Origin of the sequence: Sporomusa sp., assembly GCF_035561255.1 — a bacterium.
In the GTDB taxonomy this organism is placed as follows: domain Bacteria; phylum Bacillota; class Negativicutes; order Sporomusales; family Sporomusaceae; genus Sporomusa.
This window is the reverse complement of record NZ_DATMXX010000155.1, coordinates 1-12,940: the sequence shown is the minus strand read 5'-3', so window position 1 is coordinate 12,940 and position 12,940 is coordinate 1. Positions and strand designations below refer to the sequence as shown.

General features: G+C 42.9%; 15 protein-coding genes. 2 read left to right on the top strand and 13 right to left on the bottom strand.

Annotated features, from left to right (window positions below; all coding sequences use genetic code 11):
- Positions 1-228: 228 nt before the first annotated feature.
- The 6 genes from VN379_RS08985 to VN379_RS08960 all read right to left on the bottom strand — a co-directional run bounded on the left by VN379_RS08985 (position 229) and on the right by VN379_RS08960 (position 5,885).
- Positions 229-1,353: a DUF362 domain-containing protein gene (locus VN379_RS08985; RefSeq protein WP_325532965.1), complete on the bottom strand. Its 1,125-nt coding sequence runs from the start codon at positions 1,351-1,353 to the stop codon at positions 229-231.
- Between the two features lie 28 nt (positions 1,354-1,381).
- A complete protein-coding gene (locus VN379_RS08980) occupies positions 1,382-1,780 on the bottom strand; it encodes a MerR family transcriptional regulator (RefSeq protein ID WP_325532963.1) in 399 nt (132 codons plus the stop codon).
- A 289-nt stretch (positions 1,781-2,069) separates the two neighbouring features.
- A complete protein-coding gene (locus VN379_RS08975) occupies positions 2,070-3,236 on the bottom strand; it encodes an ABC transporter substrate-binding protein (protein WP_325532961.1) in 1,167 nt (388 codons plus the stop codon).
- Between the two features lie 279 nt (positions 3,237-3,515).
- Positions 3,516-4,199 carry an NAD(P)/FAD-dependent oxidoreductase gene (locus VN379_RS08970; protein WP_325532959.1) on the bottom strand — a complete coding sequence of 228 codons (684 nt, stop codon included), beginning with the start codon at positions 4,197-4,199 and terminating at the stop codon, positions 3,516-3,518.
- Between the two features lie 166 nt (positions 4,200-4,365).
- Positions 4,366-5,229 (bottom strand): fumarylacetoacetate hydrolase family protein, encoded by an 864-nt coding sequence (locus VN379_RS08965; RefSeq protein ID WP_325532957.1) that lies wholly within the window; start codon positions 5,227-5,229, stop codon positions 4,366-4,368.
- Positions 5,230-5,258: 29 nt separating this feature from the next.
- The gene (locus VN379_RS08960; RefSeq protein WP_325532955.1) at positions 5,259-5,885 is read right to left on the bottom strand and encodes a LysE family translocator; all 627 of its coding nucleotides are present in this window, start codon (positions 5,883-5,885) and stop codon (positions 5,259-5,261) included.
- A 250-nt stretch (positions 5,886-6,135) separates the two neighbouring features.
- Here VN379_RS08960 and VN379_RS08955 point away from each other — a divergent pair, with 250 nt between their 5' ends.
- The gene (locus VN379_RS08955; protein WP_325532953.1) at positions 6,136-7,110 is read left to right on the top strand and encodes a sensor domain-containing diguanylate cyclase; all 975 of its coding nucleotides are present in this window, start codon (positions 6,136-6,138) and stop codon (positions 7,108-7,110) included.
- A 78-nt stretch (positions 7,111-7,188) separates the two neighbouring features.
- Here the strand turns inward: VN379_RS08955 and VN379_RS08950 are convergent, their stop codons facing one another.
- On the bottom strand, positions 7,189-8,409 hold the full coding sequence (locus VN379_RS08950) for an MFS transporter (protein WP_325532951.1): 1,221 nt from the start codon (positions 8,407-8,409) through the stop codon (positions 7,189-7,191).
- A gap of 147 nt (positions 8,410-8,556) precedes the next feature.
- Here VN379_RS08950 and VN379_RS08945 point away from each other — a divergent pair, with 147 nt between their 5' ends.
- Positions 8,557-9,474, top strand: coding sequence for a LysR family transcriptional regulator (locus VN379_RS08945; RefSeq protein WP_325532949.1), 918 nt, complete (start codon positions 8,557-8,559; stop codon positions 9,472-9,474).
- Positions 9,475-9,479: 5 nt separating this feature from the next.
- Here the strand turns inward: VN379_RS08945 and VN379_RS08940 are convergent, their stop codons facing one another.
- From VN379_RS08940 to VN379_RS08915, 6 genes are all read right to left on the bottom strand, one after another.
- The gene (locus VN379_RS08940) at positions 9,480-10,016 is read right to left on the bottom strand and encodes a pyruvate kinase alpha/beta domain-containing protein (protein ID WP_325532947.1); all 537 of its coding nucleotides are present in this window, start codon (positions 10,014-10,016) and stop codon (positions 9,480-9,482) included.
- Between the two features lie 31 nt (positions 10,017-10,047).
- Positions 10,048-10,572, bottom strand: a complete 525-nt coding sequence (locus tag VN379_RS08935) for a pyridoxamine 5'-phosphate oxidase family protein (RefSeq protein WP_325532945.1) — start codon at positions 10,570-10,572, stop codon at positions 10,048-10,050.
- Between the two features lie 203 nt (positions 10,573-10,775).
- Positions 10,776-10,967 (bottom strand): hypothetical protein, encoded by a 192-nt coding sequence (locus VN379_RS08930; protein WP_325532943.1) that lies wholly within the window; start codon positions 10,965-10,967, stop codon positions 10,776-10,778.
- Positions 10,968-10,979: 12 nt separating this feature from the next.
- Positions 10,980-11,255: a metal-sensing transcriptional repressor gene (locus VN379_RS08925; protein WP_325532941.1), complete on the bottom strand. Its 276-nt coding sequence runs from the start codon at positions 11,253-11,255 to the stop codon at positions 10,980-10,982.
- Between the two features lie 286 nt (positions 11,256-11,541).
- Positions 11,542-12,192, bottom strand: a complete 651-nt coding sequence (locus tag VN379_RS08920) for a nitroreductase family protein (protein WP_325532939.1) — start codon at positions 12,190-12,192, stop codon at positions 11,542-11,544.
- A 72-nt stretch (positions 12,193-12,264) separates the two neighbouring features.
- On the bottom strand, positions 12,265-12,690 hold the full coding sequence (locus tag VN379_RS08915) for a MarR family transcriptional regulator (RefSeq protein ID WP_325532937.1): 426 nt from the start codon (positions 12,688-12,690) through the stop codon (positions 12,265-12,267).
- Between the last annotated feature and the right edge of the window lie 250 nt (positions 12,691-12,940).

Here is a 12,940-nt window from a genome sequence, read left to right as displayed (position 1 = left end):
GTAATATATTTATGCAGTATGGTTTCTGCCACATGAACCGCCAGGCAGTCAGTATTTTTTTCAATCACGAGGAGCCCGGCCATGACTTTCTAGATCTTCCGATTAATAGTTAAAAAAACACGAATCCGTAGATTAGTTCTACGGATTCGTATTTACAGGCCGCACCGCGAGTTCTCAAACCCCGGGCAATCGTTTAAGTTATGGATTTATTGCAGTCATAAACAACATTTAAATTTCAATAAGTTCATAGGCTTTTCTGCCAATACCAATTTTCTCGGCATGATCAACACAGACCATCCAGTTAGTTTCCGGATGAGTCGTACCAAAATGATCCCGCTCACCACAGTTAGCGGCTTGGTTTGTTAACTGCTCTGCCAAATAGCTGCCGGAGATTATTGGAGCCTGGTTAGCCATATCAGCGCAGGCCATATCCAGAGCGACTGGATCAAAGGATGCAAACATTCCAATGTCCGGAATAATTGGCAGGTCATTTTCTGCATGGCAATCACAAAACGGGGCTACATCAATAACTAAACTTATATGGAAATGGGGTCTATCATTTAATATCGCCCAGGTATATTCGGCGATTTTTTTATTAAGAACATCGTTAGACTCATCCCAGGCCGCCACAATGGCATTAAAATGACAAGTACCTATGCACCTGCCGCAGCCGACACATTGGGTATGGTCTATCGTTGCCTTGTTTTCGACAAGTGTTATTGCATTGTGTGCACAATTTTTGGCGCAAACCCCACAACCTACACAAACCTTACTTTTTACACCAGGCTTGCCGTCACTATGCATCTCCATTTTTCCAGCCCGCGAGCCACATCCCATACCAATATTTTTTAACGCACCACCGAATCCTGTCAGCTCATGACCTTTGAAATGTGTCAGGCTGACAACTATATCTGCATCCATGACGGCGCGCCCTATTTTTGCTTCTTTAATATATTCACCGCATGGCACCGGAACATAGGCCTCATCTGTTCCTTTTAACCCGTCACCAATAATAATCTGACAGCCTGTAGTAAACGGATTGTAACCGTTTTCATACGCTGCGTCCAAATGTTCGAGGGCATCTTTACGTCTTCCTACATACAAAGTATTGCAATCTGTAAGAAACACTTTACCGCCCAGGTTTTTTATTACCTCGGCAATAACCTTGGCGTAATTGGGCCTGAGAAAGGCCAGGTTTCCCGGTTCACCAAAGTGAATTTTTATTGCGGTAAACTTATCTTTAAAATCAATTTGTTCAATCCCGGCCTGTTTAACCAGTCGCTCCAGCTTCTGCAGCAAATTCAGTTTGGCAGTTGCCCGCAAATTAGTAAAATAAACCTTTGACTTCTCCATAAACATCCTCCTCTTATTATGTAATGTCTTAACCTTTTTTAAACGGATTGCAACAATCTGTACTTTTGCCTGTTACAAAATCCTCATAACACCCCAGCTTCTTATTAATTTTTGCCAGACAACCATTCATCTGTTCAATTTTTTGTTCAACAGCAGCTTTATGCTGTAGTATCATTTGCATCCGGGTTCCAATAGTTTTATCACCCTCCAGACAAAGATCAACATAGCATTTTATTTCACCAACAGACATTCCCGTATCCCGCAAACAGCGAATCAGCATAACCCATTCAATGTCATTATTATTAAATACCCTATTTCCATTCTTATCTCGTTCAACAAATGGCAGTAAACCTACCTTCTCATAATACCTAAGCGTATATGCTGTAAAATTAAGCATCGCGGCCACCTGCTTAATCGTATACCCCATGAATTAACCCCCTATAACATTTAGGTTAGGATTGCTATTGATAGTAATAGATGAACATTCTGCGTTATACAGGTTGTAATCACATCATTGAATATATACCTGTATTTTATAATACACCTTATAGTGTACTCTAAGTCAATAGATACAGTTTTTCTAGCAAACTGATCTTTTGCCATCTGAACTGCAGCAGAGCCGATACAGCTTAACACGATCAACATAACCTCAGACTGCAGCACCATAAAATAACAAAAGATCCGCAGATGCAAGCATCTACGGATCTTTTGTTATTTTATGGCCTTATCGTTTCTTTATAAACCTGCTTCCCATCTTTCATTTCAATAATAACGACTCCTCTAATCGCGTCATGCGTCGCACTCAGATCCATATCACCACTTACACTTTTGAAGCTCTTAGTTGCAGCCAATGCCTCGCTAATTTTAGCGGCTTCTGTACTATTGGCCCGCCTAATACCATCAATTAATAAATAAACGGCATCGTAACCCATAGCAGCCATGGAATCAGGCATTTGACCATATTCTTGCTTAAAAGCCTCAACAAAGGCATTGGAGGCAGGATTCTTATCTTCTACTGAGTAGAAATTAGTGAAATAGGTATTATTTAAGGCACTAGCGCCACCAATTTCAACCAGTCTGGGGGAGTCCCAGGCATCGCCGCCAAGAACAGGTATACTAATACCCAATTCACGGGCTTGTTTTACAATCTTGCCCACATCTTCATAGTAACCGGGAATGTATAACAAATCCGGATTCTGAGCCTTAATCTTGGTCAGCACCGATTTGAAGTCCTGGTCTTTTTGGAGATATGCCTCTTCAGCAACAATCTGTCCGTTTCCTTGAGTAAAAGCGTCTTTAAATACGCGAGCCAAGCCTTTACTATAGTCACTTGAATTATCAATTATAATAGCGGCTTTTTTAGCTTTGAAATTATTCAGCGCAAAATTAGCACCTACTGTGCCTTGGAAAGAATCAATGAAACAGGCGCGAAATGTGTAATTCTTTACTTTTCCGGTTTTCTCATCAACAGTAACCTTAGGATTAACAGTAGCGGCTGCTACAAAAGGAATCTTATTGTCTTCAGAAACCGTTGAACCGGCAATACCACAGGAACTGACAGTAAACCCGGTCACAGCAATTACCCTGTCCTGAGTAATTACTTTCGTCATCGCATTGGCAGACTCAGAGGGTTCACCTTTATTATCTGCAGTAATGACCTGAATCTGTTTACCCAAAACCCCACCGTTGGCATTTATTTGTTTAAAAGCCAGTTTTGCACCACTGGCGGCAGAGGTACCATATGTTGCAGTGTTGCCTGTGAGCTCATAGATCATACCAATCTTAATATCCTTGCTGGCGCTCTCTCCGCAGCCTGATATCATAGCAGCCATACATATCAGGACAAGGACCAGGCAACCAAATCTGGGCAATCTTTTCGTCATGTTCATCCTCCTTATCAACGATCATTGAAGAAACTAACTTTAATCCTGCAACGAAATTACTCACACCTCCCCTGACTCCTATGAATCTGTCCAAATTCCAACCTACTTATTGGCATAAATTTTATTATAATTCGGTACCATTGGCAAGGACTTTTTATTAAAATGTATTTGCATGAAACTACAAAAAGCAAAGTATCTACAGACTAAATGTCTACAGATACTTATTGGATGAGAATCTATGAACCTTGACCCAGGTCAGGGTTGGCATTGTCGCTAGATTTAGTCTGATAAATCTTGTTTGATCTTTTCAAAGCCAAGGCGTTCGATCATATTCCCCAATCGCTCATAGCTTTTAGCATGCTCTTTGTAGTAGTTAACAATTTTATCAACCAAAGGAATCACGTCTTCCTGTGGAACATTCTCTGCTAAAACATTGGCAAGCCGCGGTTTAATGCCTGCATTACCGCCAATCATGACCGTATATCCTTTGGGGGTACCCATAATCCCTAAATCCCGGACAGCAGGTTCACTGCAGGAATTTGCACAACCGGCAACACTCATTTTGAACTTAGACGGCAAATCCTTACCATGGTATTTAGCATCCAATTCAAGCCCTAACGTCACCGCATCCTGCTGAGCCCGTTTACAAAAATGGGTCGCCGGGCATATTTTTATGCTGCGTACACATAAACCAATTGCATGGCCCTTTTTCATGCCAAGTTCTTCCCATACAGGATCAACATGTTCTTCCGCAATGCCAACTATGGCAATCCGCTGCGCGCTTGTCAGCTTGAGCGCCTGAGCACCATACTTTTCCGCAGTATCAACAATCTTTCGCAACAAATTAAAATCCAGAATAATACCGCCCGGTATGTGTGGCGCAATGGCGTAGGTTTTCTTATCCCGTTGTAAGACAGCACCTTTATCAAGCATATCCCGCTTTGTTTCCTGTTTTATTTCCATATTACCGCCTCCATTGTGAGAATCTTACATGTAGCCTGACGTCTTTTAATATGGTACAAAGCGGTCTTAGTTATACTTACAGAAAGGCCACCAGGGTTCTAAGCTCTCTAGAACCCCGGTGGCCTTTTACCAGCTGCCTGATTATAACCTTGATGCCTAATTACAATTATTTCAGCGTATTTTCCAAAGTACCAATTTTCTCAATGGTAACAGAGACAGTATCGCCAGCCGCAAGCCACTGCTGCTGCTCTTCCGGATAGCCCAGAATCACCCCGCCCGGTGTTCCGGAGAAGATAATGTCGCCTGGTTTTAAGGTCATATAGCTTGATACATAGCTGACAATGGCAGCACAGTCAAATATCATATCCCGCGTATTGCCAGCCTGCCGAACAACACCATTTACACTGCAGCGAATGTCCAGATTATACGGATCCAGTTCGTCAGCGGTCACTAAATAAGGGCCAATGGGAGCAAAATGGTCACAAGTCTTGCCTAGCAGCCACTGCCCGGTCCGGAATTGAAGATCTCTGGCACTTAAGTCGTTACCAATGGTATAGCCAAATACATAGGAAAGGGCATTCTCAGGGGAAACATTTACAGCTTCTTTGCCAATGACGATGACTAATTCAGCCTCATAATCAAATTTAACTGCCGTTTTAGGCAGCGAGATAGCCTGGTTATGCGCAGCCAGCGCATTATTAAATTTACTGAACAGGATCGGTACTGCCGGCACCTCGATCTCACATTCATCCCTGTGGCTAACATAATTTAAGCCAACACAAATAATCTTCTCCGGGTTAATAATGCAGGGAGCATAGATCAGCGTATCCTCAGCTGCAGCTTCAACCCCCTTTTTCGCCAATTCCGCCAGTTGTACCAGAGCTGCCGCGTCGGCAGCGATCACCTGCTCCATCGTGGTTGGCACTTCAAGGCCATACACCTGAGCTGCTGCTTTTACATCAATAATGCCACCCTCGCTTTTGATTCCCAGACGAACATGCCCGCCAACCCTAAAATTGACAAACTTCATACGAACTCATCTCCTTATAATTTTATTCATTAGCGCTCAGCAGTCAGCAATTTGACTCCCAAAAGCAAATAAATGCCCCCACAGATTTTATTCAGCAGATTAGCGACATTGTTATTTTGCCGCAGCAGGGTTGTTGCACCAGACGAACACAAAGCCAGGATAAAGCACCATAGGGTACCTGTAACTAAAAAGGTTATCCCTAAAAATATAAAAGGTATAATTCCAAAGCTATTCTGTGGATCGATAAACTGGGGCAGAAAGGAGATGAAGAAGAGGGCAACCTTAGGATTAAGTACATTGGTTAACAGCCCCTGCCAATAGATGTCGCGATTGGACACAACGTTCTCTTGCAGGGAAACCAGCATGTTATCCTTGGCCAGCAGAGTAGTAACCCCCAAATAACCAAGATAAAGTGCACCCGCGGTTTTGACAATGGTAAAGGCCAACGCCGACTGAGCAAGAATAACCGATAGTCCCAGGGCTGCCAGCAAGGTATGGACAGCACAGCCGGAACTGATACCAAGAACCGAGTAAATTCCCGCCCTGCGTCCTTGTGATATACTGCGACTTAAAATATACATGGTATCCGACCCAGGGGTAATATTGAGGATGATGCCCGCAACAAGAAACATTTCATAGTGAACGATACCAAACATCGTATTATTCCCCTTTCTAATATAATAGGTTTATTTTATGACAGGGAGATTCTGTAAGCAATAGTGCAATACGCATTTAGCAACTTTATTTATAAAATCGGCAATCATCGCCGGCGATGAAGCGTTGTTAACCCTACTATCCACCTGCGCTGCAGACGGTTTACCGGGAAAATATAATTACTATTAAGCAGGAATTATTTGCATATTATTAGAAAGTTATTATGAAATATTCATTGGAGGAGGCACAATTATGAACGATCATTTTAGAGCCTTTACAAGTACTGTCCTTGATTATCTGGATGAGGGTGTCTGCTTCACTGATATCAACAAGAATATTATCTATTGGAATGCCGGTGCCAAAAATATTGTTGGCTATCAGGCAGAAGAAACCACTAGGAAGACCTGCTGCCAAATCCTCGCTCATAGTAGTGTAAACGGGGAAAAACTCTGTGATACCGGGTGTCCACTGACTAAAGCGCTGCAGGAAGGCCAACCGCAGGAAAAGGATATGTTTATTACCCATAAAGAAGGGCATTTAATTTTTGCCACAATTCGCTCTTTTCCTGTTTATAATAAAGACGGTGAGTTAGCAGGGTTCATCGAATTGTTCTCTGATCATTCCCCAAAAAAGCTTGGCCATGATAAGGTAAAAGCCTTAACAAGGGTGGCTTACGTTGACTCTCTCTCAGAATTATTCAGTAAACAATATATCGAAAACAAATTACAGATAATGCTCAAGGAGATTCCGGAAAAACGTGAATCATTTGGTATCATATATATAAACATTACCGGCTTCCGGGCCATAAATGAATTGTATGGTGTTTCAATGGCTGACAAGATTCTAAAAGCTGTTGCGAGCACTTTGTCAGCCGGTATTAGCTATCCCAATCTTATTGGGCGTTGGCATGGAGCAAGCTTTATTGCTATTATAGACACCTCAAAAAGAAGTCTGCTGTTAATGATCGCCGATAAGCTTAAACTGCTTGTTTCCGATTCGGCCATCTCCCTTAACGGCGAGAAAATCCGGGTCACAGCGTCTGTTGGCTGTGCAATCTCGCAAAGCTATGATTCCCTGGACTATCTTATTGAACGGGCTACCAAAGCTTCACTGGAAGATAAAGAGCCTGCTGCTGCCAGCATTTCCCCGACAGTTAATCCCGCTCCCGCTGTAGAAAAGCAACGAAATAAATCCGGGTTTCATTCCACAAGGCCCAGATCTGATTAATTACTCCCTAATACGAATGATAAGGCTGCCGTTCCATAGAGCGGCAGCCTTATTGCTATACAGATCTTATGGCCGCCTTTATAGTTGAACAGCCTTCTTATAGATATCAATTGGCCAAAAAATCCATTTTGCCGCAAGGATAAATAAGCCCCCGGATATTCCCCAATATATTGCATAAGGTCCCCAGCTGTCATTAAGTGCGTACCCAATAAGCGGGCCTAATGCCGCACCAATATCAATCGCCAAGGCATAAGACGTCATAAACGCCTTTTGTGGTGAACAACAGGCAACATCGCAGGCGATGGCATCAATTACAGTTGTTAGTATTGTGGCAGTTAAGAGAACGGCCAATATAACCACCAGCCATATTCCAACCGGCAGCTGCGCCGGAATTAGCAAAAACAGCAGTGCTGCCAGGGTTAAGGAAACTGTCAGCATGGCCCGCCTGCCAAACCAGCCGTCAGATAATCTGCCAAACCATGGCGCCAGCCAGGGTTCCCAGCCCCAGCGCAAAGCCTGCAAAACCCCGGCAAGTGATGCAGCCCCCAGCGAAACGCCGAAGATAAGGGTATTTGCCGAGTTATGAACCTGAATTAAATAACTTAATGTTGACACAAAGACCCCCTGATATACTGCGGCAATAAACAAACCTGTCATTAATGTCCAAAAGACATTCATAGTAAAGAGGGCCTGAACATCCAGTGATTTATTTTCGGTATTAGTGTGTTTGCTTGAATTAGAGAGCAGTTGATAGGCAAATGGAATTGCCAGAAAGGTTATCGCGCCAAAGAATATTGCGGTAAACCCGATTCCATATTGATCTGCCAAAACCCCGCCCAGCAGCATCCCCCCCAAGCTGCCTAAACGGTATAAACCATTATATAACCCCATGTAATAACCCCGGTTTGTATCGTTTGAAACTTCAAGAATTGTAAAGTAGGCACCTAAGCGTAAAAACGACCAGGCCAGTCCCCATATGCAACGCAATAATAGCCATAATACAAATCCTTTAGCAACAGAATAAGACAAAGTTGTACAGGTAGCTAAAACCCCGGCCAGCAAAATTCCGTTGCGACTACTCATGCGCCCGTACAGCCAGCCAACCAAAGGATTTAGAGGCAATCTCACAATCCGGTTAACCGAAAGCAGAATACCTACTTCCCACAAAGAATCAAGCCCCACCGCTTGCCAGTGGATAGGTAAAACAATATACAGCATGGAATCACCAAGCAGGCAGGCCGCAGTAAGCAAAGAAATGACAATAACCTTGTTTTTATTAGGGTCTCCCAGAGAAGCCAATCAATAAATCCCTCCTGAAAATCCGGTTGCATCTTTAAGTATTGATTTAATGCTAGCATAGTGTTAATTTTAAATATATTAACTTACTTTGTAAAACGCAATGTTTTAGCATTTAATATTAATTATTTTTATATTTGGAGGTCAGTTATGGATTTATTAGGTGTGCGGGCATTTCTGGCAATTGTGCAGACAGGCACCCTAAATAAGGCGGCTGAGGTGCTTAATTTGTCACAGGGGGCTATTAGCTACCGGTTGAAAATCCTGGAACAAAGTATTGGTGGGCGCTTAGTGGAACGCGGTAAAGGTGTCCATAGAATTCAGCTGACCCCGCTGGGGGAAACCTTTATCAGTCTTGCTGAGCGGTGGAATCTGCTGCAACAGGATATCCGGATTCTGCAAACGCGCGGTCCCCAGTCCACCCTTGCCATTGGTGTTGCTGATAGCCTTAACCTTTATGTGCTCCCGCCCTTATACCGTGCGTTGGGACAGCATTCACCTGCTATCAGCCTTACAATTCGCACCCAACATACAAATGAATCTTTTAAAAGCATCGAGCATAAAGAAATAGACATTGCTTTTGTAGTACGGGAAATACCGTCTCCAGGCACCACCATCGAACCATTTTTTGCAGAAGAAATGGTCTTACTCCGCTTAGCCGACAAGGAGCGCCAACCACTGGAGATTGTCGACATACAATCCCTGGAGCCACAATTCGAATTATATATGAATTGGAGTACAGGCTATCAGTCCTGGCATGACCGGTGGTGGGACCCGGTTTGCCCTTCCCGTATCCGCCTGGATACAGCAGGTCTTATTTCAATACTCATGCAGGATATCTTGCAATGGGCAATTGTCCCTATGTCAGTGGGGAATTCTTTACGACAAGCAGGTAAATTTGTAATACAGCGCTTATCAGAGCCTGCGCCAGAGCGGATTTGTTATAAGGTAAAGCACCGATATCCCAGTCAGGGAACCGCAGAGAGTCTCCGCATCCTTGAACAATATCTCCGGTTATGCGACTTTAAAACTCAGTCAGTATCATTTCCAGCCAGATCGCCAAGCTGAGACACCTACGGTTTACAAATAATTTCGGCAATATGTGTATCAAGAATATTAGCAGCATACGCCGGGCGAATAACTACAGCCGTATCAGCGCCCTTGCCGGTACCGCCGATGGCAATAATATCTTCGCCATACGGGATTAGCCCTGCATCTAGAGCCATGACAGCAATCTCTACGCAGACCTTAACCCCCTGACCAAACATTCGCAGGGTATGTGCCATGATCTCTATAGGATATACCCCGCCGAATTTCCGGCTTATTGCCCGCTCTGCCCCTGATAATACATGTGTTGTTGTTAACAGTTTTACGTTTTGTATTGTTAGCTTATCGCGTATATCTTGCGCCATCTCATTCATTCCTGGTTTATCAAAACCATCAACATGGGTAACGCAAACTATATTCCCGGCTTTTCCAGCAACTAATGCGGCTGTCTGACCGGTGCAGGACGCCACCACAATCGAGCTAATACCATATTCTTTCGCCTTAACCACTGCCAATTCAACTGTTTTTTCCGTATGAGTCACCCCGGCAGATTTCCAATACATGTCCATCATCCCCTCATAAATTATTATGGCTTTATCGCCCTAGCTTCCCAGTCATATGGATAATTTCTATTTTATAGACACTAACAGCTTTTATAGCCTTATCAATATATGCCCTACCCTGATCAAGATAAGCAGTGGAGTATTTTTCTATTAATAAAATAAGTGCCCTTCTTTTTTCTTGTTCGTCAGTAACCTCAAATGCATTACCATAGACAATAGCGCTGTCGTACTCGGTATCAAATTTCTCAGGGAGTAATTTATAATAATTAACAGCTGAAAAACTAACCTTATTGTTTCTTTTAATGTTCTCTATTTTATTACCGGCATGCGCACAGTGAAAATAGATTGCTTGGTCACCATAGGCATAATTTAATGGTACAGAATAGGGATATCCATTTTCGGAGATACAAGCCAATGTTCCGAATTCGGCTGCTTGCAGAATTGTAATTGTATCTTCGTCAGACATACGCTTTTCCTGGCGTCTCATTTCTCTAAACACGGTACCCGCTCCTTCATTAATATTGTCTCCGCCCTCTCCGCCCACACACCAGCTCAATTTCGTCCCCTTCTTTCATCCCATAGAATACTATCTATATATTTCCATAAAAATGCAGAATATCCTTGATTAATAATCAAGTTGCAATTCTAAAGTAATCAAAAAAAGATCGCTGTATACCATACCTATTCTATTCCAGTAGGTATGGTATACAGCGATTTCCTCTTAACCCCAATCCAGGATTTAGCAATGTTCCAACCCCGCTAGTCTTTCTCCTCTCCTTGGAAAAAATTTCGAAGACTTGTTATCAGTTTAGTAATTGACTCCCAAAAGAGGGGAACAATAGCAACCAATAAGGGAGCATAATTGACAACAGACCGGAAAACTGTGCCGGAATGAGCAAACGTAACCGACGGAATAAGCAATAAAGCTAACGCGAGTACCAACGTTTTCATGGTCAACCTCCTTTATCGAATGTAATGGTTAAGCGCGGCCTGCAGCTTACCCATAAATTCCCCATGCTCGCCTTCATTAACTGCATGAACCAGACAGTGTTCAAGATGGTCTTTTAGAATGAGCTTTGCTGTATTATCAAGAGCCTTGCGGATAGCAGCAATCTGAAGCAATACCTCCGGGCAATCACGCCCTTCGGCAACCATTTGCTTGACAGCCCGCGTATGCCCCTCTATTCTGGCAAGCCTGTTTACTACCTGTTTCTGATGTGTATGTATGTGACTATCCATTACAACACCTCCACTAATACATTATCCCCCCCCAGGGGATAATGTCAAGATAAAATGCAAAAAAAAAACGGCTCATTTAGAGCCGATTCTCAACCTTGAGCTTTTCAGTAAAGCCCAGGCACTCTCGCCCGGATGACTCCCTGACAACAGCAGAAGGCGTTTTGAAGCTTTTAAACCCCATAGACTTACACCCGTAAGGGAAATTTTTATCCCAGGTAATATAATAGTGTTGGCATTTTGTACATTTTGGTGTCTCAGTCATTTGCTGCTACCTCAAACTTATAAATTACCGGCGAATTTGAAAAACTTCATTTTCTTGCTTACGCGGGCTCACTGCAGCGTCCTTGGCGGGGTATCCTAAGATAATTGCTGCTGTAATAATTTCCGAATCACTTAACTCAAAATATTTTTTGATTTCATTGTACAAGACACTATCAACCCCAGAGAGTTCATTGTCAATCTCTCCGACAATACATGCCCCCAGCCCTTGATTCAAGGCCTCCAGAATCATAAAACCATAGGCAATACCCATGTTCTCAAACGTTCTTGCCAATAAAGAAGACGTAGTGTTGGCAAGGGCCTCAGCTATCTGATTATTCAGGAATGTCTTATCAATATCCTCACTTGCCATCATGACCCCGGTGTTTGCAAGCAGCTCTCTCAAACACTCCCGCTGATGGTCACGCTCCCAGGCATCCGGTTTCCCAACACATAAAATAACTGCAGGTGCCTTCTTTATCAGGGCCCCCATGGAGAACCCGGCAGCCAGTTTTTCTTTATCTGCGGCACCGGTAATCGCGATAAATTTCCAGGGTTGAATGTTTTTCCAGGAAGGTGCTCTGCGGCCTGCCCGCATAACGCTTACGAGCTTCTCTTCTTCTACTGGTTGAGCTAAAAACTTTCTGACACTTTTCCATTCTGTAATTTGCATTAACATAACATTCCTCCTAATTATATTGTTTCTATCCAAATATTGTGTAGGCAAAATATATACATACACAAATTATCCCTATAACTTGGCAAAGATATTCAGCAGCACTTTGCGAAAAACAGCGATTTCCTCCTCAGTACAATCCGCCAGCATAGACATACAAATACGATTCATAACATTATCAACTTGGGGTTCCAGGTCTTGAGCCGCCTCTGTTAAGCGTATGAAGAAAGAGCGGCGGTCATCCTGTTGCCCAACCCGTAATACTAATCCGGCTCGTTCCAACCGGTCAATGATGCCGGTTAATGTAGAGTTGTCCAAATAGCATTTTTTACTTAGCTCAGTGATTGAGATATCATCACCCTTATATAACGTATACAAAACAACCATTTGCCCAGGAGTGATATTCAGCTGTTCTTTATCCAACAGCTTTTTGGTATAGTTATAATGCTTTTGCTCTGCCTTTGCAAGCAGCACGCAGGTACTGTCAAAAATCTGTAACATAATTTATCTAATCCTTCTGCAAGATACTTTGCATGCAAAATATATTATAGGTATTGTACCATAGCTGCTTTCACTGATGCAACCTAAAATAGTATTTACTACAAACGACTGATAAATCCCTGAACTATTGTCAACACCCACTGGCTGCCGCAAACAATACCATCCCGGCAAAATCACAAGAACCATATTTTTATAACGAGGGTTTTGCACAACTCAAAATTATTATTGACAATAAAGACATTCCTATGAT

Excerpts from the sequence above, each read along its gene's own strand:
- VN379_RS08925 (WP_325532941.1), bottom strand. The coding sequence starts at position 11,255 with ATGGATAGTCACATACATACACATCAGAAACAGGTAGTAAACAGGCTT.
- VN379_RS08960 (WP_325532955.1), bottom strand. The coding sequence starts at position 5,885 with ATGTTTGGTATCGTTCACTATGAAATGTTTCTTGTTGCGGGCATCATC.
- VN379_RS08930 (WP_325532943.1), bottom strand. The coding sequence starts at position 10,967 with ATGAAAACGTTGGTACTCGCGTTAGCTTTATTGCTTATTCCGTCGGTT.
- VN379_RS08920 (WP_325532939.1), bottom strand. The coding sequence starts at position 12,192 with ATGTTAATGCAAATTACAGAATGGAAAAGTGTCAGAAAGTTTTTAGCT.
- VN379_RS08975 (WP_325532961.1), bottom strand. The coding sequence starts at position 3,236 with ATGACGAAAAGATTGCCCAGATTTGGTTGCCTGGTCCTTGTCCTGATA.
- VN379_RS08955 (WP_325532953.1), top strand. The coding sequence starts at position 6,136 with ATGAACGATCATTTTAGAGCCTTTACAAGTACTGTCCTTGATTATCTG.
- VN379_RS08980 (WP_325532963.1), bottom strand. The coding sequence starts at position 1,780 with ATGGGGTATACGATTAAGCAGGTGGCCGCGATGCTTAATTTTACAGCA.
- VN379_RS08970 (WP_325532959.1), bottom strand. The coding sequence starts at position 4,199 with ATGGAAATAAAACAGGAAACAAAGCGGGATATGCTTGATAAAGGTGCT.
- VN379_RS08985 (WP_325532965.1), bottom strand. The coding sequence starts at position 1,353 with ATGGAGAAGTCAAAGGTTTATTTTACTAATTTGCGGGCAACTGCCAAA.
- VN379_RS08915 (WP_325532937.1), bottom strand. The coding sequence starts at position 12,690 with ATGTTACAGATTTTTGACAGTACCTGCGTGCTGCTTGCAAAGGCAGAG.
- VN379_RS08940 (WP_325532947.1), bottom strand. The coding sequence starts at position 10,016 with ATGTATTGGAAATCTGCCGGGGTGACTCATACGGAAAAAACAGTTGAA.
- VN379_RS08965 (WP_325532957.1), bottom strand. The coding sequence starts at position 5,229 with ATGAAGTTTGTCAATTTTAGGGTTGGCGGGCATGTTCGTCTGGGAATC.
- VN379_RS08945 (WP_325532949.1), top strand. The coding sequence starts at position 8,557 with ATGGATTTATTAGGTGTGCGGGCATTTCTGGCAATTGTGCAGACAGGC.